21 protein-coding genes are annotated in these 21687 nt (G+C 69.3%); 11 read left to right on the top strand and 10 right to left on the bottom strand.

All coding sequences use genetic code 11. From position 1 onward, the window contains the following. The first annotated feature begins 10 nt into the window (after positions 1-10). From kdpB to KCG34_RS17945, 6 genes are all read left to right on the top strand, one after another. A complete protein-coding gene (kdpB, locus tag KCG34_RS17970; RefSeq protein ID WP_211936996.1) occupies positions 11-2047 on the top strand; it encodes a potassium-transporting ATPase subunit KdpB in 2037 nt (678 codons plus the stop codon). Between the two features lie 11 nt (positions 2048-2058). Further along, positions 2059-2646 carry a potassium-transporting ATPase subunit KdpC gene (gene kdpC / locus KCG34_RS17965; RefSeq protein ID WP_211936995.1) on the top strand — a complete coding sequence of 196 codons (588 nt, stop codon included), beginning with the start codon at positions 2059-2061 and terminating at the stop codon, positions 2644-2646. Then, a complete protein-coding gene (locus KCG34_RS17960) occupies positions 2646-5354 on the top strand; it encodes a DUF4118 domain-containing protein (RefSeq protein ID WP_211936994.1) in 2709 nt (902 codons plus the stop codon). Before kdpC ends, KCG34_RS17960 begins: the two co-directional genes overlap by 1 nt. Further along, positions 5354-6046 (top strand): response regulator, encoded by a 693-nt coding sequence (locus KCG34_RS17955; protein WP_211936993.1) that lies wholly within the window; start codon positions 5354-5356, stop codon positions 6044-6046. Before KCG34_RS17960 ends, KCG34_RS17955 begins: the two co-directional genes overlap by 1 nt. A gap of 70 nt (positions 6047-6116) precedes the next feature. After that, positions 6117-7067, top strand: coding sequence for a DUF3667 domain-containing protein (locus tag KCG34_RS17950; RefSeq protein ID WP_211936992.1), 951 nt, complete (start codon positions 6117-6119; stop codon positions 7065-7067). Between the two features lie 251 nt (positions 7068-7318). Beyond that, on the top strand, positions 7319-7966 hold the full coding sequence (locus KCG34_RS17945) for an HAD-IA family hydrolase (RefSeq protein ID WP_211936991.1): 648 nt from the start codon (positions 7319-7321) through the stop codon (positions 7964-7966). Here the strand turns inward: KCG34_RS17945 and KCG34_RS17940 are convergent, their stop codons facing one another. The 3 genes from KCG34_RS17940 to KCG34_RS17930 form a co-directional block, all read right to left on the bottom strand. Further along, positions 7967-8323 carry a response regulator transcription factor gene (locus KCG34_RS17940; RefSeq protein WP_211936990.1) on the bottom strand — a complete coding sequence of 119 codons (357 nt, stop codon included), beginning with the start codon at positions 8321-8323 and terminating at the stop codon, positions 7967-7969. A 55-nt stretch (positions 8324-8378) separates the two neighbouring features. After that, positions 8379-9848 (bottom strand): HWE histidine kinase domain-containing protein, encoded by a 1470-nt coding sequence (locus tag KCG34_RS17935; protein ID WP_211936989.1) that lies wholly within the window; start codon positions 9846-9848, stop codon positions 8379-8381. 106 nt (positions 9849-9954) lie between these two features. Then, a complete protein-coding gene (locus tag KCG34_RS17930) occupies positions 9955-10266 on the bottom strand; it encodes a hypothetical protein (protein WP_211936988.1) in 312 nt (103 codons plus the stop codon). A gap of 129 nt (positions 10267-10395) precedes the next feature. On the opposite strand from KCG34_RS17930, the gene KCG34_RS17925 reads away from it, so the two are divergent. Continuing rightward, the gene (locus KCG34_RS17925) at positions 10396-11556 is read left to right on the top strand and encodes a Gfo/Idh/MocA family protein (RefSeq protein ID WP_211936987.1); all 1161 of its coding nucleotides are present in this window, start codon (positions 10396-10398) and stop codon (positions 11554-11556) included. A gap of 140 nt (positions 11557-11696) precedes the next feature. Here KCG34_RS17925 and KCG34_RS17920 read toward each other — a convergent pair whose 3' ends face one another. Continuing rightward, positions 11697-11996, bottom strand: a complete 300-nt coding sequence (locus tag KCG34_RS17920) for a hypothetical protein (protein ID WP_211936986.1) — start codon at positions 11994-11996, stop codon at positions 11697-11699. Positions 11997-12183: 187 nt separating this feature from the next. Between KCG34_RS17920 and KCG34_RS17915 the strand changes: the two genes are divergently transcribed. Further along, on the top strand, positions 12184-12639 hold the full coding sequence (locus KCG34_RS17915; protein WP_211936985.1) for a MarR family winged helix-turn-helix transcriptional regulator: 456 nt from the start codon (positions 12184-12186) through the stop codon (positions 12637-12639). On the opposite strand, the gene KCG34_RS17910 is transcribed toward KCG34_RS17915, so the two are convergent. The 6 genes from KCG34_RS17910 to KCG34_RS17885 form a co-directional block, all read right to left on the bottom strand. Then, positions 12636-14114, bottom strand: a complete 1479-nt coding sequence (locus KCG34_RS17910; RefSeq protein WP_211936984.1) for an AMP-binding protein — start codon at positions 14112-14114, stop codon at positions 12636-12638. The genes KCG34_RS17915 and KCG34_RS17910 overlap by 4 nt on opposite strands. Before the next feature lie 66 nt (positions 14115-14180). Continuing rightward, positions 14181-15215: an aromatic ring-hydroxylating oxygenase subunit alpha gene (locus tag KCG34_RS17905; protein ID WP_211936983.1), complete on the bottom strand. Its 1035-nt coding sequence runs from the start codon at positions 15213-15215 to the stop codon at positions 14181-14183. Next, a complete protein-coding gene (locus KCG34_RS17900) occupies positions 15212-16621 on the bottom strand; it encodes an APC family permease (protein WP_211936982.1) in 1410 nt (469 codons plus the stop codon). Before KCG34_RS17900 ends, KCG34_RS17905 begins: the two co-directional genes overlap by 4 nt. 83 nt (positions 16622-16704) lie before the next feature. Further along, complete coding sequence (locus KCG34_RS17895) at positions 16705-17439, bottom strand: GNAT family N-acetyltransferase (RefSeq protein ID WP_249138068.1); 735 nt, start codon at positions 17437-17439, stop codon at positions 16705-16707. A gap of 99 nt (positions 17440-17538) precedes the next feature. Continuing rightward, positions 17539-17742, bottom strand: coding sequence for a cold-shock protein (locus KCG34_RS17890; RefSeq protein WP_211936981.1), 204 nt, complete (start codon positions 17740-17742; stop codon positions 17539-17541). A gap of 237 nt (positions 17743-17979) precedes the next feature. Continuing rightward, on the bottom strand, positions 17980-18612 hold the full coding sequence (locus KCG34_RS17885; protein WP_211936980.1) for a TlpA family protein disulfide reductase: 633 nt from the start codon (positions 18610-18612) through the stop codon (positions 17980-17982). Here KCG34_RS17885 and argH point away from each other — a divergent pair. From argH to lysA, 3 genes are read left to right on the top strand one after another with little or no spacing between them, the layout of a single operon-like run. After that, positions 18611-20044, top strand: a complete 1434-nt coding sequence (argH, locus tag KCG34_RS17880; RefSeq protein ID WP_211936979.1) for an argininosuccinate lyase — start codon at positions 18611-18613, stop codon at positions 20042-20044. The genes KCG34_RS17885 and argH overlap by 2 nt on opposite strands. Further along, entirely contained in the window at positions 20041-20370 is a 330-nt protein-coding gene (locus KCG34_RS17875; RefSeq protein WP_211936978.1) for a hypothetical protein, read from the top strand. Before argH ends, KCG34_RS17875 begins: the two co-directional genes overlap by 4 nt. Next, complete coding sequence (gene lysA / locus KCG34_RS17870; protein WP_211936977.1) at positions 20367-21641, top strand: diaminopimelate decarboxylase; 1275 nt, start codon at positions 20367-20369, stop codon at positions 21639-21641. The genes KCG34_RS17875 and lysA overlap by 4 nt, the downstream gene beginning before the upstream one ends. Positions 21642-21687: the final 46 nt, after the last annotated feature.

Below are 21687 nucleotides of genomic sequence, written 5' to 3'. Positions count from 1 at the left end.
GGTGATCTAGATGACTTCCGCCATCGCCGCCTCGGGCTCGCAGGGCGCCATTCTCCGGCGCGCCGCACTCGACGCCTTCGTCAAACTCGACCCGCGCAAGCTGACCGGCAACCCGGTCATCCTCGCCACCGAGGTCGTGGCCTTCCTGGCCTCGGCCTCGGCGGTCGACGCCTTCGTCCGCCACACCTCGCCCGCCTTCGCTCTGCAGATGGCGATCTGGCTGTGGGCCACGGTGCTGTTCGCCAACCTCGCCGAAAGCGTCGCCGAAGGGCGCGGCAAGGCGGCGGCCGACAGCCTGCGCGCCGCCCGGGTGACCACCAACGCCAAGCTGATCGTCGACCCCAATACCGGGACCACCATCCCCACGCCCTCGCACAAGCTGGGGGTCGGCGACGTGGTGCTGGTCGAGGCCGGCGACGTGATCCCCGCCGACGGCGAGATCATCGAAGGGGTGGCCTCGGTCAACGAGTCGGCCATCACCGGGGAATCCGCGCCAGTCATCCGCGAAAGCGGCGGCGACCGCTCGGCGGTCACCGGCGGCACCACGGTGGTCTCGGACTGGATCAAGGTCCGCGTCACCGCCGGCCAGGGTGACAGCTTCCTCGACCGCATGATCGCCATGGTCGAGGGCGCCAACCGCCGCAAGACCCCGAACGAGATCGCGCTCGCCGTACTGCTGGCCGGCCTGACCCTGGTGTTCATGATCGCGGTGGTGACCCTCCTGGGCCTCGGCAAATATTCCGGCGTGACCCTGGACCCGCTGATCCTGGGCGCCCTCTTCATCTGCCTGATCCCGACCACCATCGGCGGGCTGCTTTCCGCGGTCGGCATCGCCGGCATGGACCGTCTCTTGAAGGTCAACGTGCTGGCCACCTCCGGCCGCGCGGTCGAGGCGGCGGGGGACGTCGACACCCTGCTCCTGGACAAGACCGGCACCATCACCTTCGGCAACCGCATGGCCACCGAAGTGATCCCGGCCCCCGGCGTCACGCCCCAGGCGGCCCTGACCGCGGCCCTGATGGCCTCGCTGGCCGACGAAACGCCGGAAGGCCGATCGATCCTGGAGATGGCGCGCGAGAAGCACAACCTTGTGCTGGACGTGCCTCAGGGGGCGACCGCGATCGCCTTTAGCGCCCAGACCCGCGTCTCCGGCCTCGACACTTCGACCATGAGTTGGCGCAAGGGGGCGGTGGACGCCGTCTACAAGCTTGCCGGCCTCGAACGGGCCCAGATTCCGGCCGACGTAGTCGCCGCGGTGGACCGCATCGCCCGCTCCGGCGGCACGCCGTTGGCGGTGAGCGAGAACGGCAGGCTGATGGGGGTCATCCACCTGAAGGACGTGGTCAAGCCGGGGGTCAAGGAGCGCTTCGCCGACCTGCGCCGCATGGGCCTTCGCACGGTGATGATCACCGGCGACAACCCGATCACCGCCGCCACCATCGCCTCTGAGGCCGGGGTCGACGATTTCCTGGCCGAGGCCACGCCGGAGGACAAGCTGCGGCTGATCCGCGAGGAGCAGGCCAAGGGCCGCCTGGTGGCCATGTGCGGCGACGGCTCCAACGACGCGCCCGCGCTCGCCCAGGCCGATGTCGGCGTGGCCATGCAGACCGGCACCCAGGCCGCCCGCGAGGCCGGCAACATGGTCGACCTGGACAGCGACCCCACCAAGCTGATCGAGATCGTCGAGGTGGGCAAACAGATGCTGATCACCCGCGGCGCCCTGACCACCTTCTCCATCGCCAACGACGTGGCCAAGTATTTCGCCATCATCCCGGCGATGTTCGTGGTCGCCTTGCCGGCCCTGGGCGTGCTCAACGTCATGCGCCTCGGCAATCCGCACAGCGCGATCCTGTCGGCGGTGATCTTCAACGCCCTGATCATCGTCATGCTGATCCCGCTGGCCCTGAAAGGGGTCAGGTACCGGGCGATCGGGGCCGCGAAGCTCTTGACGCGCAACCTGATGATCTACGGTGTCGGCGGCATCGTCGCGCCGTTCGTCGGCATCAAGGTCGTCGACCTGATCGTCACCACCCTGCACCTGGCCTGAGGAGCAAGCTCATGCTTTCCCAACTCCGCGCCGCCGTGATGACGGTGGTCCTGTTCACGCTGGTTCTCGGCCTCGCCTATCCCCTGGCCATGACCGGGATCGCCACCGTCGCCTTACCGCACCAGGCCGGCGGCAGCCTGGTCAGAGACGCCAGCGGCAAGGTGATCGGCTCCGAACTGATCGCCCAGGGCTTCGCCAAGCCCGAATACCTGCACCCGCGCCCTTCGGCGGCCGGCAACGGCTACGACCCGATGAACTCGGGCGGCACCAATCTCGGCCCGATGGATCAGAAGCTGATCGACCGGATCAAGGCCGACACCGCCACCCTGCGCAAGGAAAACCCGAACATGGCGGTGCCGATCGATGCGGTGACCACCTCGGCCAGCGGTCTCGATCCGGATATCTCGCCGGAATACGCCCGCTTCCAGGTTCCGCGCATCGCCAAGGCCCGCGGCGCCAGCGAGTCGGAAGTGCAGGCCGCCATCGTCGGCGCCACGCAGCAGCCGTTCCTCGGCTTCATCGGCCAGGCGCGCGTGAATGTGCTGGCCGTCAACAGGGCTCTCGACGCCCACGTTCCGGTGCTACACGCTAAAACTTGATGCCCCTGGACGAGCCTGCCCGCCCCGATCCCGACGCCCTCTTGGCCGAGGCCAAGCGGCAGGGGCGCGGCCGGCTCAAGGTCTATCTCGGCATGGCGCCCGGGGTGGGCAAGACCTATGAGATGCTCACCTCTGGTAAGCGGCGCCTGGCCGAGGGCGTCGACGTGGCCGTGGGCGTAGTCGAGACCCACGGCCGCAAAGATACCGAGGCCCTGACCGAGGGGCTGGAGGTGATGCCGCGGATCCCGATCGAATATCGCGGCCGCCAGCTGATGGAGTTCGACATCGACGGGGCGCTGAAGCGGCGCCCCAAGCTGCTCCTGGTCGACGAGTTCGCCCATTCCAACGCCCCCGGCTCGCGCCATCCCAAGCGGTGGCACGACGTGGAGGAGCTGCTGGACGCCGGCATTGACGTCTGGACCACGCTGAACGTCCAGCACCTCGAAAGCCTCGTCGACGTGGTCTGGAAGATCACCGGGGTGCGGGTCCGCGAGACGGTGCCGGATTCGGTGCTGTCGGCCGCCGACGAGATCGAGGTGGTCGACCTGACGCCTGAGGAGCTGCGTGAGCGGCTCAAGGCCGGCAAGGTCTATATGGGCGAGACGGCCCAGACCGCGGCCGTCAACTTTTTCAAGCCCGAGAACCTGACCGCCCTGCGCGAAATGGCCCTGCGGCGCGCGGCCCAGACCATAGACGACCAGCTGACCCAGGCCATGCGCCGGGGCGGCATTGAAGGCCCCTGGGCGGCGGGGGAGCGGATCCTGGTGCTGATCGCAGGCGATCCCACCGCCAGCGCGCTGGTGCGGGCCGGGCGGCGGCTGGCCGACCTGATGCAGGACGCCCGCTGGACCGTGGCCCACGTCGAGCGACCCAACCGCCCCTCGCGCGATCCGGCGACGGGTCGGCGGGTGGCCGAGGCGCTGAAGCTGGCGGAACAGCTGGGCGCCGCCAGCGTGGTGCTGACCGGCGACGACCTGCCGGAGACCGTGCTGGCCTATGCCCGGCGCAACAACATCACCCAGATCGTCATGGGCAAGTCGCCCGACAAGCTGTGGCGCATCGTGGCGGGCCGGTCCCTGGCCCGGGCGCTGCTGCAACGATCGGGCGGCGCGGCGCTGCACTTCGTCGGCGGGGGCGCTCCGGATACGGACAATCGCATGGCGACCCCGCCGCCGCCGCGCTTCAGCCTGCTGCGCGACTGGCCAGGCTACGCCTGGGGTCTGGGCATGGTGGTCGTGGCTAACGGCCTGGCCTTCTTCCTGGATCGCTATTCCACGGGCGCCGACCTGGCCATGATCTTCCTGGCCAGCATCCTGATCACCGGCCTCGTCTTCGGCCTGCGAGCGGCGGTGGCGGCCTCGGCCCTGGCCATCCTGACCTACAACTTCTTCTTCCTCGAGCCGCGTTTCTCCCTGCAGATCGGCCACGCGGCCGACGTCTTCACCTTCGCCATCTTCCTGGCGGTGGCGGCGGTGACCGGCTGGCTGACCGGCCGGGTCCGCGACCAGGCCAGGCTGTCCTCGCAGCGGGCGGCGGCGGTGACCGCGCTCCTGGCCGCGAGCCGCAGGCTCTCCGGCGCCAACACCCAGGAAGATGCCGCCCAGGTCCTGGCCGAGCAGGCCTCGGCCGCCGCCGGCGGGCGGACCCTGGTCCTCCTGCCCAACGACGAGGAGTTGGTCCCAGCCGCCGGCGCGCCGGGGATCGTCACCCTGAACGCGGGGGCCATGGCCGCCGCGCGCTGGGCCTGGGAGAAGGGCGAGGCGGCCGGCGCCGGCACTGGCACCCTGCCGCAGGTCGGCTGGACCTTCTGGCCGCTGGTGGGGGTGCGCGGCCGGGCCGGGGTGGCCGGGGTGGAGGTGCACGAAAGCCGCGGGGCCGACCAGGAACGGATGGTCGAGGCCATGCTGGACCAGGGGGCCGTGGCCATCGAGCGGGCCGAGCTGGCCGCCGCCACGGTGGAGAACGCAGCCCTGCGCCGTTCGGACAAGCTGCGCGCGGCGCTGCTGAATTCCATCAGCCACGACCTGCGCACGCCGCTGGCCACGGTGATGGGCTCGGCCACCACCCTGATCGACTACGGCAAGTCGCTGAAGCCCGAGGTGCGCGCCGACCTCTTGCTCAGCATCCGCGAGGAGGCCGAGCGGCTGAACCGCTATGTGGGCGATCTCCTGGACATGACCCGGCTGGAGGGCGGAGCGCTGAAGACTCGTTCCGAGCTGGTCGACGTGCGCGAAGTGCTGAGCGCCGCCATCAAACGCGTCGATCGACGGCTGGAGACGCGCAAGCTCACCCGCGATTTTCCCGCGGCCCTGACCTCGGTGGAATGCGATCCCGGCCTTCTGGAGCAGGCCATCGTCAATATCCTGGAGAACGCCATCGCCTATGGCCCGGACGGCTCGGGGATCGATGTCGCGGCCTATGAGGACCGGGCCAATGTGGTGATCGCCATCGATGACGAGGGCCCCGGCATCCCCCAGGCCGAGGTCGAGCGCATCTTCGAAAAGTTTCGCCGGGTGGAGGAGCCCTCCGACCGGGTCCCGCGCGCGGTGCGCTCCAAGGGCGCGGGCCTCGGCCTCTCCATCGCCAAGGGCTTCACCGAAGCCATGGGCGGCCGCATCGCCGCGGTCAGTCCGCTGGCCGAGGGGCGGGGAACGCGGATCCTGATCAGCCTGCCCAAGTCGGTGGCGACGCACAGGCTGCTCTTGTGATGTCCGCCCACCGCCCCCGCATCCTGGTCATCGACGACGAGCCCCAGCTGCACCGCTTCCTGGGGCCGGCGCTGGACGCCGCCGGCTATGAGCCAATCCGGGCCGAGACCGGCGCCGAGGGGCTGGCCGCCATCGCCAACCGCCCGCCGGACGCGGTGATCCTGGACCTCGGCCTGCCGGATATGGACGGCAAGCAGGCCCTGGTGCGGGCGCGGGCCTTCTACGAGGGGCCGATCCTGATCCTGTCGGCGCGGGACATGGAGATGGAGAAGATCGAGGCCCTGGATCAGGGCGCCGACGACTATGTGCAAAAGCCCTTCCATGTGGGCGAGCTTCTGGCGCGGCTTCGGGTGGCGATGCGGCACAAGCTGAAGCAGGCGGGCTCGCAGCCGGTGATCCACGCCGGCGACGTCGAGATCGACCTGGTCAAGCGTCTGGTGAGCCGCGGCGGCGAGCCGGTGCGCCTGTCGCCGCGGGAATATGACGTCCTGGCGCGCCTCGCCGAGGGCGGCGGCAAGGTCTTGACCCACCGCCAGCTGCTGACCGCGGTCTGGGGGCCGGCCAATGTGGAGGACGTGCAGTACTTGCGCGTCTTCGTAGGCCATCTGCGCCAGAAGCTGGAGGCCGACCCCGCCGCGCCGAAGATCATCGTCACCGAGCCGGGGGTCGGCTACCGCTTCATGGCGGAGTGAGCGCCTGAGCTTGGCCCTCCACTCGCCTCGGCTATAAGTCGGGGCGGGTGATTAGGGCGGGGAGCAGCGCGTGACCCAGGAACTGGAGACCGTGGCGGCCGCATCGGCCGGCGGATGGGCGCGGTTCCTGCGCAGGAAGGCTCACACCGCGCCGATCGGCTCGCCCTGCGCCAATTGCGAGACCCCGCTGCAGGGGCCCTGGTGTCACGCCTGCGGCCAGCTGGGCGAGGACTTCCACCGCTCGGTCACCCATCTGGTGGGCGAGGTGTTCGAGGGCCTGTTCCATTTCGACGGCCGCCTTTGGCGCACCCTGCCGACCCTGATCCTGAAACCGGGCCAACTGACCCGCGACTATCTGAACGGCCACCGCGCGCCGCAGATCCCGCCGCTGCGGCTGTTCCTGGTCATGCTGCTGTTCGTGTTCCTGGCCGGCTCAATCGACACGCCCAAACACATTGCGCGCCCCGCCAAGCGCCCGGACGTGGGGATCGTCCTGAACAGCCCCGACGTCTCCGACCAGGACCGCACCGACATCAAGCAGGGCCTGGCCCAGATCGACGCCGCGGCCAAGAACCCCGCCAAGTCGCCGGGCGCCGCCTGGCTGGAGGCCCGCATCAAAGCGGCCATCGACGACCCGGAACGCTTCTTCGGCGTCATCGAGCAGTGGAGCGAGCGCTTCGCCTTCCTGCTGATGCCGATGTCGACCCTGCTGCTCAGCCTGATCTTCGTGTTCCAGCGGCGCTTCTACGTGTTCGACCACGCGATCTTTTCACTGCACTCGCTTTCGGCCATGGGACTGCTCTTGACGGCGGTGATCCTGCTGGACCCAGTCACGGGCGGCCTCGCCAACCTGTTGCTGGTGCTGGCCCCGGTCCATCTATTCCGCCACATGCGCGGGACCTATGGGTCGAGCGCGATCGGAACCCTGATCCGCATGACCCTGCTGTTCCTGGGCTCCGCCGCCGGCTTCCTGGTCCTCATCCTCGGCCTGATCTCGGTCGGGCTGAATGCGATGGGGTGAGGTCAGCCGATCAGGCTCACGCCCGCCGCGACGATGAACACCGCCAGGGCGACGATGGCGGCCAGGATTTCGGCGTGGGTGGCCAGGAAGTGGTTCTGTGCGCGCATGGCCGGGTCCTCCCTGTCCCGTTCCGGGACCTTTGGTCTTCGGGCCGGCAAGAGCCCCGCCAAGCGCATTTCTTCGCGGGCGGTGCTCCCCTTTCTGGGAAAATGGTCTAGGTCTCGATCCGTTGCGAACAAGGACGGGCGGCGATGGCGATCGAGGCGGTGATCTGGGATTTCGGTGGGGTGTTCACCACCTCGCCCTTCGAGGCGTTCAACCGCTACGAGGCCGCGCGGGGGCTGCCCAAGGACCTGATCCGCACCATCAACGCCACCAACCCGCATGACAACGCCTGGGCCCTGTTCGAGCGCTCGGAGATCGACGCCAAGGGCTTCGATGAGACCTTTGCCGCCGAAGCCAAGGCCCTGGGCTTCGACCTGCGGGGATCCGAGGTCCTGCCGCTGCTTTCCGGCGACGTGCGCCCGCGGGTGGTCGAGGCGCTGAAGGCCTGCAAGGCCCGCTTCAAGGTCGGCTGCATCACCAACAACGTGCAGGGGGCCGGCCACGGGACGGGCATGGCCGCAACCCACGACAAGGCCGCCCAGGTGGCCGAGATCATGCTGCTGTTCGATGCGGTGATCGAAAGCTCGAAGACCGGCATCCGCAAGCCCGACCCGCGCATCTACCAGATGATGTGCGAGCTGCTGGAGGTCGCGCCGGAGGCCTGCGTCTATCTCGACGACCTGGGGATCAACTGCAAGCCGGCGGCCCAGCTGGGCATGGCCGCGATCAAGGTCGGGGACGAGGACCAGCTGCTGGCGGATCTGTCCAAAGCGACCGGGCTGACCTTCGCCTGATCAGTCGGGTTGAGTCAGCGCGTCGATCGCCCGGGTCAGGGCCGCGTGGTCGATCGGCTTGCCCACATAGGCGTCGTAGCGCAGATCGGCCGGCAGGCGGGTCTCGGGCACGCCGCTGATCAGGATCACCGGCATCTGGGGTCCGGGGCGGGAATCGAGAAAGCGGATCAGCCCGGCGCCGTCCAGGTTGGGCATCATCAGGTCGGTGATGACGAGATCGGCCTCGAAATCGTCCAGCATCCGGATGGCGATGGCCCCGTCGGCGGCGTCGCGGACCGTATGCCCCTGATCCGCCAGGGCATCGACCAGGGCCATGGCGGTGAAGGCTTCGTCCTCGGCGATCAGAACCTGGGCCATGGGAAGCTCACCAACTGAAGTAGATACGACTCACGCCGGGCATCGGTTCATGGAACTAGCCGGCCGCGGGTTTCGCAACCCGCCGATCGAAGCCTGAGCGCCAAATCACCCCTTCGGGGCCGAACTCCAGGCGCGCCCAGCCCTGCAGCGCCCGCGGCAGGATGGTCTCCAGAAGCAGGCGGCCGAAGCCTTTCCGTTCCGGCATAGGCGCCGCGCCGCCATGCTCGATCCATTCGAGGCCGATCTCGTAGCCGTCGGGGGCGTCGCGGCCGGCTCGCCAGCGCACCTCCAGCCGCCCGTCGGCCTGGCCGAGGGCGCCGTACTTGAAGGCGTTGGTGGCCAGCTCGTGCAAGGCCAGCGACAGGTACTGGCCAACCTCGGCGCTGACCAGAACCCCCGGCGGCCCCTCGATCACCACCTGGCGGCCGTCACGCGGCAGCAGCGGTGTGAGCTGGGCGCGGATCAGGTCCCCCAGCTCGATCCCCTCCCAATCGGTATGGACCAGAAGGTCCTGGGCCCGTCCCAGGGCGGCGAGCCGCTTGGAGAAGTTGGCGACCACCGATGGCGGCAGGTTCTCGGACTTGGCGGTCTGGCGGGCTATGCCCTCGACCAGGGCCAGGACGTTCTTGGCCCGGTGCGCCAGCTCGCGCGCGATCACCGCCTGTCGCTCCTCCTGCCGCTTCTGCTCGGTGATGTCGATCGAGGCGACCAACAGGCCGCGGGGCTCGGCCTCGCCCCCAACGGGGGTCAGGGTCATGGCGAAATGGTGCTCGCGGCCGCCTACCGGCAGGGCCACCTCGGTGCGCAGCCGCTCGCCGGAGCTCAGCACCTGGCGCTTGATCGGGGCCAGGGCCTCGGCCGCTCCTGGCTCGAGGGCTTCGGAATCGGTCTGGCCCAGCGCGGCCTCGCCCAGCGGCGGCCGCGGGTTGTGCATCCAGGTGTAGCGCAGGTCGGCGTCCTGCTCGAACACCGTGACCAGCGAGCCTTCGGTGGCGATCTCCAGCCGCTTGGCCAAGGCCTCGGCCTGGGCCACTCGACGGCGCACCTCGCTCTCTAGCCCGGCGCGGATGGCGCGCAGTTCCTCCACCGCCCGGTTCTTGGCCGCAACCTCCTCCACCAGCTTGGCGTTGGCGGCCGCAAGCTGACCGGGCGAGGGGATGGCCAGAAGGCGCGGCAGCATCGGCCACAGGGCGAAGGCGGTGATGATCGAGACCAGGGCCGTGAAGGCCTTGATCTGGCCGTCCAGCAGGTAGAGCGGCCGCCAAAGCACCACCACCCCCATGACGTGGGTCAGGCCGCAGCCCAGGATGAAGGTCGAGAACAGTAAAGCGATCAGCCGGTGCTCGGCCACCAGGTCCACGCGCCGGCGCAGGAAGGCCAGGATCGCCAGGGGAATGCTGAAATAGGCCGCGGCGATGATCACGTCGGACCCGGCGTGCAGCGCCAACAGGTCCGGCCGCCAAAGCAGGCAATAGCCGTGCGGCAGGAAGCCCGGGGCGCTCAGATATGACGACAACGCGTTCATGCGGCCCCTCTATCCGGTAGCGGGCGACCAGAGCCCCATCCCAGCCTAGGCTCAATTTTGCGAAGGAAAAGCTTTTGCAAACACGCGCAGGGCGCGAGGCTTCGATTCAGTGCTCGGCCAGAGCGTTCATAGGCGGGGCATAGGCGCCGATGATGTCGGCCAGTTCCTGCCGGCGGACCGCGGCGGTGACGTTCAGGCGGACGAAGGCGTGGGTCGCGCCGAACTTGGCCTGGGCCTCGGTCCAGCGGTCGTCAGCCGTGGCGGCCAGGCTCTCGGCCTCGCCGGCATAGACCACCACCAGCCCCTCGACCGTGTCCCGCGCATAGATGAAATTGCCGCCGCTCGGCGACAGTCTTTGTCCGTTGCGCGGGAAATACCGGTAGGTCGCGCCGGATGCGCCCACGAATTCGATCTGCACTGCCAATACACTCGACCTGCGGCGCCACCCTCGACGGCCAGCGTGGTAAACGCCGGAGGCCGCCGATGGATGCATGGCGCGGCAGGCGGCTTGTTCCTAAAGTGGGGCAAAACAAGCGGGAGGGCGAGCGTGAAGACCTATCGTATCGGCGTCATCGGCCTGGGCCAGCGCATCGCCCACGTGCTGGCGGCCATGGCCGAGGTCGGCTGGAGCCTGGACCTGGCCGGCTATGCCGACCCGATGCCGATCGGCCTGCCGATCCTTGATGAAGCGGGGATCGCGCCGGGACGGGCCTTCGCCGACGAGAAGGCGCTGCTGGCCGCAGGGCCGTTCGACCTGGTCATGATCGGCTCGCCCAACCATCTGCACCTGACGCACCTCCTGGCCGCCTTCGAGGCCGGCTGGCCGATCTTCGCCGAGAAGCCGATCGTGCGTACGGAGGCCGAAAGTTGCGAACTGGCCCGCCGCCTGGCCCGAGGCGGCGTCCCGCCGCTGCACATCGGCCTCGTAATGCGCTCCATGCCGATCGTGCGCGAGGTGATCGCGCGGGTCGACGGCGGCCAACTGGGCCAGGTGGTGTCGATCGACGCCACCGAGCACCTGCCGCCGGAACATGGCGGCTATCTCGCCCGCAACTGGCGCCGGCGGCAGGACTGGGGCGGGTCATACCTGCTGGACAAGGTCTGCCACGACTTCGACATCTTCGGCCGGCTGGCGGGGGCCAGGGCCGAGCGGGTGGCGAGCTTCGGCGGGCGGCGGATATTCACGCCCGAGCGGGCCGAAGCGCGGCGGACCTATGACGACGGCTCCGAGGCCTTCCTGATGAGTGATCCCGGCTGGGCCGGCTCCAACGACGCCTTCCAGTCGGACATGGACGTGACCGATCACCAGGTGGCCCTGGTCGAGTATCAGAACGGGGTGCGGCTGGCCTTCCACTCCAACACCCTGACCGGCCTGCAGGAGCGGCGCTGGTACATCGCCGGAACCGAGGCGACCCTGCTGGCAGACCTGGTGCGCAACAAGCTGATGATCCGCTCGCCGCTCGACCGGGTGAAGCCCGAGCGGATCGATTTCGGGAACCGCACCGGCGACAACCACAACGGCGCCGACCAGGCCATGGCCCTGGACCTTCTGGCCTCGCTGGAGGGCCGCGCGGCCTTCCCAGTCACCGCTCACGATTCGCTGGAGGCCGGCTTGACGGTGATGGCCATCGACCGGGCCATGGACGAGCGGCGGATGGTGGAGTGCGCGCCGATGTGGGCCGCTTACGACGCGGCCCGAAAGGGTTGAAGCTCTACAATTTTCCTCATCCTGAGGCGCCCGCGAAGCGGGCCTCGAAGGACGGCTTTGGCGCCACCGCTGCGTGCTTCGAGGCTCGCCGCTACGCGCCGAGCACCTCAGCATGAGGAAGACTTTTAGGGCGGCGAGCCCTACTGCTTGACGTTCAGCTTGACCACGATGTGGCCGCCCAGGCGCTCACCCAGGCCCTGGGGCACGCTCATGCCGGCGGCCAGCTTCAGGGCCTCGGCGGCGGCGCCCGGCTCGACCGGGTCGTTGTTGACCACCTGGCATTCGGCCAGGGCGGTCTGGCGGATCTGGCAACCGAGATAGACCACGGTGACGTCTTCAGCAGGGGCGGCGACCGGCGCGGGCGCGGCGGCGGCCATCTGGGTCATGGAGGATTGCGGCGCGGCGGCGGTGGCGGCGATCAGGGCCAGGACAGTGAGCACTCGGGCTTCCCCTATGAACTTCAGACTTTGTTAACCAACTCGGCCGCGCGAAACCAGAGCTTGTTTCAAATCGGCCTTTGTAACGGGCCGCCACGCAAGGGGTATGCCGCCAGAGAGAGTTTGATCTGGCGGGGAACTTCGATCACCGTTCCTATTCGAAATGGACCGAGAGAGTCCGGGAGGAACGATGACGCCCACGCAGGAGCTGCGCTACCTGATCCTGGCGGCCGAGCGGACAGGCGGGCGGATGCTCGCCGCGGGGCTGAAGCATCTGGGGCTGACGCCGTCCCAGGCCGAGGTGTTGCAGGTGTTGAGCGAATCCGGGCCGGTGTCGCTGTCGACCCTGGGCGGCATGCTGGTCTGCGAGAGCGGCAGTCCCAGCCGGCTGGTGGCGGGCCTGGTCGCCCGGGGCCTGGTGGCGCGCGAAGCGGCGGCCGAGGACGCGCGCATCGCCTGCCTGTCCCTCAGCCAGGAAGGCCGCGCCCTGGTTCGCCAGCTCAAGGGGCTGGACGACGAACTGACCGGCAAGATCGCCGCCAGCCTGACGCCGAAGCAGGTCGAGGCCATGGTCGCGGGCATGCGCAAGCTATTGGGTCACACCCCGCTCGGCCAGGCGGTGGCGCGGCGGCGGGGCGGGGGCTAGGCCCCCTTCATCCTCGCCACCCGCTCGTCGCGCAGGGCGGTGCGGCGGACCTTGCCGGCGTCGTCGCGGATGTTCTCCTCCACGAACTCATAGCTGCGGGGCTGTTTGTAGGTGACCAGGCGCTCGGCAAGGTGCGCGCGCAGCTGGGCCTCGTCCAGGCCCTCGCGCGGCTGGACGATGGCGTGGACGGTCGAGCCCAGGTCTTCGTGCGGCAGGCCGATCACCGCGCTGGAGGCGACCAGCGGATGCTCGTCCAGCGCCGCCTCGATCTCGGCCGGATAGACGTTGGAGCCGCCGACCAGGATCATGTCGGTGCGGCGGTCGGCCAGGTAGAGATAGCCGTCCTCGTCGAACCAGCCGATGTCGCCCAGGCTCTCCCAGCCGCCAGGCAGGGTGCGGGCCGTGGCGCCGCGATACTGGTAGGTGGCCGGTGCGCCCTCGGGCCGGCGCATGTAGATCTCGCCGACCTGGCCGGGCGGCAGGGGCTCACCCGCCTCGCTCATGGCTGTCATTTCCCCCGCCTTGACCTGGCCGACCGAGCCTCGGTGGGACAGCCACTCGGTCCCGGTGATGGTGGTGATGGCCTGGGCCTCGGTGCCGGCATAGAGCTCCAGCACCGTCTCCGGCCCCACCCAGTCGATCCAGGCCTCCTTCAGCGCCGGCGGACAAGGCGCGGCCAGATGCCAGAGGACGCGCAACGAGGAGATGTCGTAGCCGGCCTTGACCTCGTCCGGCAGCTTCCAGATCCGGCTCATCATGGTCGGCACCAGATAGATCCAGCTGCCCCGGTGCTGGTCGATCGCCGCCAGGGTTCCCTCGGCGTCGAAACGCGGGATCAGCACCAGGTGCGCGCCCAGGGTCAGTATGGCCAGGGCGCAGCCGAACGGGCCGTTGTGATAGAGCGGCGCCGGAATCACCGCCGCGTCGTCGGGCTCCAGCCGCCAGGGGCGCTGGCCGTCCAGGGTCGGGGTGTTGGCGGTGACGCCCGGCGAACCGGACAGGATCAGCTTGGGCCGCCCGGTGGAGCCGCCGGAGGTGGGCGCCTTCAGGATCGGGGCGACAGCGTCGGGCAGTTCGCTGTCGTCGTCGGACAGGGCCAGGAGGGCGTCGATGTCGAACCGCGGGCGGTCGGTCTCCAGGCTGTCCAGCGCCACCACCAGCGGCGGGTCGGCCAGGTCGCAGATGGCCTCGACCTCGGCCTTGGGCAGGCGGAACGAAATCGGCTGGGGGGTGGCGCCCAGCTTCCAGGCGGCGAAACAGGCCTCCACGAACCCGATCGAGTTGGGCAGGCCGATGGTGACCAGGTCGCCCAGCTTGACCCCCTTGGCCGCCATGGCCCGGGCGATGCGGTTGGTGCGGGCGTTGAACTCGGCATAGGTGAGGGTGCGCCCCTCGCAGGTGACCGCCGGGGCCTCGCCCTGGCTGGCCGCCAGCCGGCGCAGCGCCTCGCCCAGGGACATGAGCGCCTCGGCCATGGTCGTCCTCCGATCCTGTTTGTTATCGAAGGTTACTTAGGGCCGTGGCGCCGCCCGGGGCAAGGGTCAGCCGAGCAGGCCGTCCATCGCCTCGCGATAGAAGGCCTGGAACGCCGCCACCCCAACCTCGTGGCGCGAGGAGAGCCGGCCGGTGCGATAGACCCCGGCGTTGAGGTTCTCCTGCACCCGCTCGACCACCCACAGGTCCTCGGCAAGCACGGCGTCGGACATGGCCATGGTCTCGTCGGACACCGCTTCGCCCTCGGGCGTCAGGTAGATGTAGTCGAGCCGGGTCCTGTCGTGGCCCAGCGGCGACATGCGCTCGAACATCAGGCCGCGGCCGTAGACGTTGAAGGCCGAGTTGGGCCAGGCCCAGGCCCACAGGCCGTCATAGACCGCATCCGGCTTGCGCGGCGGGGCCAGGTGGATGGCGACGTGGCCGTCCACCTCGACCGAATAGCGCGAGGAATCCACGTCCGCCTCGAGGCCAGGATGGATCAGCGGGATGTGGTAGCCCTCGAGATAGTTCTCGACATAGGTCTTCCAGTTGCAGGCCAGATGGTGCTGGCGGGTGGCCGCGATCTTCAGCCTGCTCCAGTCGGCGCCCTTGAGCCGCGCCTCGACCGGGGCGAGCCACTCGGCGAGGGACGGCGCGTCTTCGCTCACGGCGGCGAAGACGAGGCCGCGCCAGGTCTCGACGCGGACGGGATGGAGACCGAAGTCGCGCGGGTCGAAGCCGGGGCTGGGGCCGAAGTCGCGGGCGGCGCGCAGGCGGCCGTCCAGCGTGTAGGTCCAGCCATGGTACTGGCAGGTCAGCAAGCCCTCGCACTTGCCGGACGATCCTTGCGTCAGCGGGCCGGCGCGGTGGCGGCAGACATTGTGGAAGCTGCGCAGCACCCCGTCCTGGCCGCGCACGGCCAGCATCGGATAGCCGGCGACCGTATCGGCGACCCAGGCACCGGGCTCGGTAAGCGCGCTCTCATGGCCGACATATTGCCAACTCTTGGCGAAGATGCGGCTGCGCTCGTGCGGCCACAGGCTGGCGTCGGCGTAGACAGTGGCCGGCAGGGTCTCGACGGCGGGCTGGATGGGCGCGTTCATCCTTCGGCTCCTTGCAGGGCGAGGGCGCGCCGGGCGCCCCAGACGTAGATCAGGACCCCGCCAAGGATCAGCACGCCCGAGGCGATCAAGAGGCGCCAGACAACGGCCGCCTTGTCGGCGGCGTCGGCCGGCGGGACGAGGGTGCAGAGGATGGCGCTGACGGCGACCACGAGGCCGGTCCAGCCGATCGCGCGCCCGCCCGCCACGCCGCCTGGCGCTGTCCAGGCCCCTGCCGGCGCCGGCCGGGACTGGACCTTCAGATAGACGGCGAACAGGAAGACGAACGGCAGGGTGTAGGAGATCACCGTCATGTCCACGAGGAAATCGTAGGCGAGCTTGAGGCTGGCGCCGGCCTGACTGATCTCGCTGAACACCACCAGCACGATCACGGCGATGCTCTGGGTCAAGATGGCGGCGATCGGCGCGCCGGTCTTGGGGTGGCGCCGGCCGAAGGCGGCGGGCAGGAAATTGTCCACCCCGGCGGCGAAGGGCAGACGCGCGGCGACCCCGAACCAGGAACTGTAGCCGCCCAGGAGCGCGACGGCGATCAGCACCAGGCAGAACGGGGCCAGACGGCCCAGGCCCAGGCGCCCCAGGGCCTGGCTGACCGCTTCCGGCACCCCCGAAAGGCGCGTCGCCTGGGCGGGGGTGAGGATCGAGAGGATGGCGCTGGTGCCGGCGATGTAGCTGACGGTCAGAAGCCCGCCGATCATGGCCAGGGCCCGCAGGATCTGGCGGATGCCGCCTTCGACATCGTTGCGCAGGAAGGCCAGGGCCTCTGGCCCGCCGAAGGCGAATACCATGGTGCCCCACAGGATAGCGCCGTCGGCTGTCAGGGGCGGGGCGTAGGAGGCGTGGACGAAGTCGGTGGCCGGGCCGGCGGGCTTCAGGGCCAGGATCGCGCCGGCGGCGATCAGGATCAGCAGGACCCCGACCGCGGCCGCGGCGCCGAAATTGGAGATCCACTTGCCCATCTCCAGCCCCATCAGGTGCATGGCGGCGACGGCGATGGAGAGCAGAAGCGAGCAGGCCAGGAACAGGGCCGGGTTCTGCATCATCGCCACCGCCTTCGGCCCGGCTGCGATGGCCAGCACATTGACGATGAAGACCAGGAGGCCTGAGAAGAACGGGATGTTGCAGGTCCAGTAGAGCCAGCCGCAGACGAAGCCGGCGAAGGGGCCGAAGGCCTCGCGCGTCCAGGTGTAGATGCCGCCCTCGCCCTCGAACCGGCCGGCCATTTCGGCGGTGGCGATCACCAACGGAGCCATGAAGCTGAGCACCGCGGCGATCCACATGGGCAAGGAGGCGGGCCCGGCTGCGGCGGCCACGGACAGCCAGCGCAGGGACAGGGTCATGGGCACCGCGTAGAGCACCAGGTCCCAGAATCGAAGCGGCTTGGAACTCACCCGCCGGCCCCCATGAGGTTCGATCCGGTTGCTCCGGATCTCATTGCTTCACGACTAAGGCCTTCCAGGCAAAAAGGGAAGTATTAACCGCGTGTCCAATAGCGGTAGCGATATCCGGTCGCAAAGCCGAGGCCCTCGTAGAGGGCGATCGCCGGGGTGTTCGAAGCCTCGACCTGTAGATAGATGCGCCGTGCTCCGGCCTCGGCGGCGAAGGCGGAGAGGCCGGCGATGATCCGCCGGGCCAGTCCCTTTCGCCGGTGCTGGGCCAGGGTGCGCATGCCGAAGATTCCGGCCCAGCCGCTGTCGACCGCGGCCGCGCCGATCGCCACAGCCTCGCCCTCGATCTCCAGCCGGGCGAAGGCGCGGGGCGCGGCCAGCCTGCGCACAGCCTCGACGCGCTCGGCGGCGTCCTCGGGGTCGGCGGCGGTGCTCAGGAACACTTCGGCGAAGGCGGAGTCGGGCGCATCGGCCAGGATCACGCCTCCCGCCTCGTCGGCGACCAAGCCACCGGTCATAACCAGGGTCTCTGTGCGTGGGCCATAGGCGCGGGCGGCCAGGCGCTCTCGCAGCGCCTCCGTCGCCGGCAGGTCGGCAGGGCGGAACAGGGGCGGCAGGCTGCGCGCGCGATACCAGGCCTCAACCGCCTCTATGGCATCGTCGAGCGGCCGGTCCGGCGCGCCGATCGGCCAGCAGGCGTTGCCGCGGCCGGAATAGCCGCGCGAGGCGTGCAGCCGCCAGTCGCCGAGCTGTTCGCAGACCAAGGGCGGCCAGCCCCTGGCCGACACCGCCTCCAGCTCGGCCGCCTGATCCTCTTTCACGCCCGCGCCCCGCCGCAAAAACACAAACGGGCGTCGGCCTCGTCAGAAGCCGGCGCCCGCCCAAAAGTCGGAATGCCGTGTGGGTCTCGAAAGCGCCCTTCAGAGCGCCTTGAGGTCCACCGCCGCAGTCTTGCCGCGCTCGTCCTTCAGCTCGAAGCTGACGTGCTGGCCTTCGTTCAGGGTGCGCAGGCCGGCGCGCTCAACGGCGGAGATGTGGACAAACACGTCTTTGCCGCCGCCTTCAGGCTGGATGAAGCCATAGCCTTTGGTGGTGTTGAACCACTTGACAGTGCCAGTAGCCATACTCGTTTTCCTCGAACAACCGTTCCAGTTGCGGGCTTCGGCGGAGGCGTCGGCCCTGAGACAATCGCAAATCTGGGGTCGGCTAGTTCGGTAGACGAGGTCGTCCGGCAGCAGCCTTGAGATCGGATTGCCAGCCTTAAGTGCCTCCCGTGTCAGGCGAGGTCAACTCAATTCAGGCCCTAGGCGGGGGTCGGTTCCGTTCACTTCCGCTTGTTCAGAGCCGACAGCGGCGCCCGATCAGCCGCCCTTCAGCAGGGCTTCGACGATGGCGCGGGCATCGGGGCTGTTCCAGTCGGCACCGCCGGAGAGGCGCGCGCGCTCACGGCCGGTCTTGTCGTAGATCACCGTGGTCGGCAGGCCCTCGGCCGGCGGGTTCAGGGCGAAGCTCATGCCGAGCTTGGGGTCCTGGTAGAAGGGCAAGGGGGCGTACTGGCCGATGAAGTCCTGCGCCTTGGCCTTGTCCTCGGCCTTGTCCTCGGCCACCGGCACGATGATCACCTTGCCCGGATAGGCGGCCTGCAGCTTGGCCAGGGCCGGCATTTCCTGGCGGCAGGGGGCGCACCAGGTGGCCCACAGGTTGACGATCACCACCGGCGCCTTGAAGTCGGACACATGCACGGCGCGGCCCTGGCCGTCGACGAAGGCCGCGTCTGGGGCCGGCTTGCCGTCGCTCGCCACCACCAGCTTGGCCATCTCGCCATGGGCCAGGCTCTTCAGGTCGGTGGCGGCCTCGGTCTTGGGTTTGCCCAGGGCGCCGACGATCACGTATAGAACCGCCGCAACCCCCACCAGGGACAGGCCCCAGAGCGCGTAGGTGATCCAGTCGCGCCTGGGCTTGGCTCCCGCCGCCTTTGTCTGGACTTCGCTCATGACCAAGCCTCCCACCGACGCGACCGCTGATCCGGCGCGCGGCCCTGCGCCTGAGGGCCAGTCCATGTGGGGCGGACGCTTCTCCGTCAAGCCGGCTGAGCTGATGCAGGCCATCAATGTTTCGATCGGGTTCGACAAACGCCTGGCGGCCCAGGACCTCGCCGGGTCCAAGGCCCATGCGGCCATGCTGGAGGCGGTGGGGGTGATTTCGCCTGCGGACGCCGCCGCCATCCAGGGCGGGCTGGCGGCCATCGAGCGCGAAATGGCCGACGGGGTCTTTCCTTTCCGCGAGGAATTCGAAGACATCCACATGAACGTCGAGGCGCGGCTGCGGGAGCTGATCGGCCCGGCGGCGGGGCGGCTGCACACCGCCCGCTCGCGCAACGACCAGGTGGCGCTGGATTTCCGCATGTGGGTGCGCGAGGCCTGCGAGCGCAGCGCCGGCCAGCTCCAGGCGCTGCAGCGCGCCCTGCTGGCCCAGGCGGAAGCTCATGCCGATACGCTGATGCCGGGTTTCACCCATCTGCAGCCGGCCCAGCCAGTGACCTTCGGCCACCATCTGATGGCCTATGTGGAGATGTTCGGCCGCGACGCCTCGCGTTTTGCCGATGCGCGCGATCGGATGAACGAATGCCCGCTGGGGGCCGCGGCCTTGGCCGGCTCGCCCTTCCCTATCGACCGCCATCGCACCGCCAGCGCCCTCGGCTTCGATCGCCCGACCGCCAATTCCATGGACAGCGTCGCCGCCCGCGACTTCGCGCTGGAGGCCCTGTCGGCGGCCGCCATCTGCGCGACCCATCTGTCGCGGCTGGCGGAAGAGATCGTGATCTGGACCACGCCGCAGTTCGGCTTCGTGCGCCTGTCGGACGCCTTCTCCACTGGCTCCTCGATCATGCCGCAGAAGCGCAATCCCGACGCCGCCGAGCTGGTGCGGGCCAAAGTCGGCCGCATCCTGGGCGCCCTGACCGCGCTCAGCGTGGTGATGAAGGGCCTGCCGATGACCTATTCCAAGGACATGCAGGAGGACAAGGTCCCGACCTTCGAGGCCTTCGACGCCCTGGAGCTGGGCCTGACCGCCATGACCGGCATGGCAGCCGACCTGACCCCCAACCGCGAGCGCATGGCGGCGGCGGCCGGGTCGGGCTTCTCCACCGCCACCGACCTCGCCGACTGGCTGGTGCGGCGGCTGAACATGCCCTTCCGCGACGCGCACCACGTCACCGGCGCGGCGGTGAAGCGGGCCGAGGCCCTGGGTGTCGATCTCAGCCAATTGCCCCTGGCGGAGCTGCAGGCCCTTGAGCCGCGTGTTACAGCAGACATATTCGAGGTGCTGACGCCCGCCGCCTCGGCCGCCAGCCGGATGAGCTATGGCGGAACCGCGCCCGAGCAGGTGCGCGCCCAGATCAAGCGTTGGAAGGATTTGCTTTCATGACCCCCCGCCTCGCCCTCGCGGCTCTTCTTACCGCCAGCCTGGCCCTCGCCGGCTGCGGCCGGGCGGGCCAGCTGGACCAGCCTGCGCCCCTGTTCGGCGCCAAGGCCAAGGCCGACTACGACGCCAAGAAACGCGCCGAGGCCGACGCCAAGGCCAAGGCGGCGAAAAAAGACAATTCCCAGCCCACCACCCCAGACCTTCCGGACCCCAACCATCCGCCCCTGACCCAGGCGCCCTATTCGACCCAGATCCCGGGCGCCGGCCCAAGCCCGTTCGGCTCCGCCCCTCCGGGCGCCATCCCGAGCCCCGGCTCCGGGCCGCAATGAATCATTTCGAGCTCAAGGGGGGCGAGCTCGCCTGCGAAGACGTTTCGCTGGCCGCGATCGCCGAGGCGGTCGGCACGCCGGTCTATGTCTATTCCACCGCCACGCTTGAGCGGCACTACACCGTGTTCCGCGACGCCATGCGCGGAACCGGCCACGGCGAGCCGCTGGTGGCCTATGCGGTCAAGGCCTGCCCGAACCTTTCGATCCTGAAGACCCTGGGGGCGATGGGCGCGGGGGCCGATACGGTCTCGGAGGGCGAGGTGCGCCGGGCCCTGGCGGCCGGTATCTCCGCCGAACGCATCGTCTTTTCCGGGGTCGGCAAGACCGCGGCCGAGCTGGCCTTCGCCATCGATGTCGGTGTGGCCGAGATCAACGTCGAGTCCGAGCCCGAGCTGAACCTCTTGGCCAAGGTCGCGGCGGAGAAGGGCGCGCGACCGCAGATCGCCTTCCGCGTCAATCCCGATGTCGCAGCCGGCGGCCACGCCAAGATCGCCACCGGCAAGTCGGACAACAAGTTCGGCGTCTCGATCTCCGAGGCAGAGCGGCTCTACGCCAACGCCTCCAACCACGCCCACCTGAAGCCGGTCGGGGTGGCCTGCCACATCGGCAGCCAGATCACCGACCTGGAGCCCCTGGAAGCCGCCTACGGCAAGATGCGGGGCCTGGTCGAGCGGCTACGGGGCGAGGGCCTTTCGGTCGAGCGGCTGGACCTCGGCGGCGGGCTGGGCGTGCCTTATTTCCATTCGCCGACCCCGCCCGAACCGGCGGCCCTGGCCGAGGTGGTCAAGCGGGCGCTGGGCGGACTCGACATCCAGCTGGCCTTCGAGCCCGGCCGGGTGATCGCCGCCAACGCCGGGGTGCTGGTCGCCCGCGTGATCCACGTGCACGAGCGGCCCGAGGGACAGCGGTTCCTGGTGCTGGATGCGGCCATGAACGACCTGATCCGCCCGGCCATGTACGAGGCCTATCACGATATCGTGCCCGTGAAGCCTGAAGCGGGGGGCGCCGCGCCGCTGGCCTATGACGTGGTCGGACCGATCTGCGAGACCGGCGACACCTTCGCCCGCGAGCGGATCCTGCCGCCGCTGAAGGCCGGCGACCTGGTGGCCTTCCTCTCGGCGGGGGCTTACGGCGCTTCGATGTCCAGCGAATACAACAGCCGCCTCCTGGTCCCCGAGGTGCTGGTCAAGGGCGAGGCCTGGGCGGTGGTGCGGCCGCGCCCGAGCTATGCGGACATGCTGGCGCGGGAGCCGCTGGCGACCTGGCTGTAAAAATCAAGCTTGACTATGTTCCGAATCAGGACTCTTGCGCGCCCGC

The sequence above is a fragment of the Phenylobacterium montanum genome (genome assembly GCF_018135625.1).
In the GTDB taxonomy this organism is placed as follows: Bacteria; Pseudomonadota; Alphaproteobacteria; order Caulobacterales; family Caulobacteraceae; genus Poindextera; species Poindextera montana.
Note: the sequence above shows the minus strand (reverse complement) of the source record. Positions and strands in the feature narration are given on the sequence as shown.

Coding starts and splice junctions, on each gene's coding strand:
- kdpB (WP_211936996.1), top strand. CDS start 11: ATGACTTCCGCCATCGCCGCCTCGGGCTCGCAGGGCGCCATTCTCCGG.
- kdpC (WP_211936995.1), top strand. CDS start 2,059: ATGCTTTCCCAACTCCGCGCCGCCGTGATGACGGTGGTCCTGTTCACG.
- KCG34_RS17960 (WP_211936994.1), top strand. CDS start 2,646: ATGCCCCTGGACGAGCCTGCCCGCCCCGATCCCGACGCCCTCTTGGCC.
- KCG34_RS17955 (WP_211936993.1), top strand. CDS start 5,354: ATGTCCGCCCACCGCCCCCGCATCCTGGTCATCGACGACGAGCCCCAG.
- KCG34_RS17945 (WP_211936991.1), top strand. CDS start 7,319: ATGGCGATCGAGGCGGTGATCTGGGATTTCGGTGGGGTGTTCACCACC.
- KCG34_RS17940 (WP_211936990.1), bottom strand. CDS start 8,323: ATGGCCCAGGTTCTGATCGCCGAGGACGAAGCCTTCACCGCCATGGCC.
- KCG34_RS17935 (WP_211936989.1), bottom strand. CDS start 9,848: ATGAACGCGTTGTCGTCATATCTGAGCGCCCCGGGCTTCCTGCCGCAC.
- KCG34_RS17915 (WP_211936985.1), top strand. CDS start 12,184: ATGACGCCCACGCAGGAGCTGCGCTACCTGATCCTGGCGGCCGAGCGG.
- KCG34_RS17910 (WP_211936984.1), bottom strand. CDS start 14,114: ATGGCCGAGGCGCTCATGTCCCTGGGCGAGGCGCTGCGCCGGCTGGCG.
- KCG34_RS17905 (WP_211936983.1), bottom strand. CDS start 15,215: ATGAACGCGCCCATCCAGCCCGCCGTCGAGACCCTGCCGGCCACTGTC.
- KCG34_RS17890 (WP_211936981.1), bottom strand. CDS start 17,742: ATGGCTACTGGCACTGTCAAGTGGTTCAACACCACCAAAGGCTATGGC.
- argH (WP_211936979.1), top strand. CDS start 18,611: ATGACCAAGCCTCCCACCGACGCGACCGCTGATCCGGCGCGCGGCCCT.
- KCG34_RS17885 (WP_211936980.1), bottom strand. CDS start 18,612: ATGAGCGAAGTCCAGACAAAGGCGGCGGGAGCCAAGCCCAGGCGCGAC.
- KCG34_RS17875 (WP_211936978.1), top strand. CDS start 20,041: ATGACCCCCCGCCTCGCCCTCGCGGCTCTTCTTACCGCCAGCCTGGCC.
- lysA (WP_211936977.1), top strand. CDS start 20,367: ATGAATCATTTCGAGCTCAAGGGGGGCGAGCTCGCCTGCGAAGACGTT.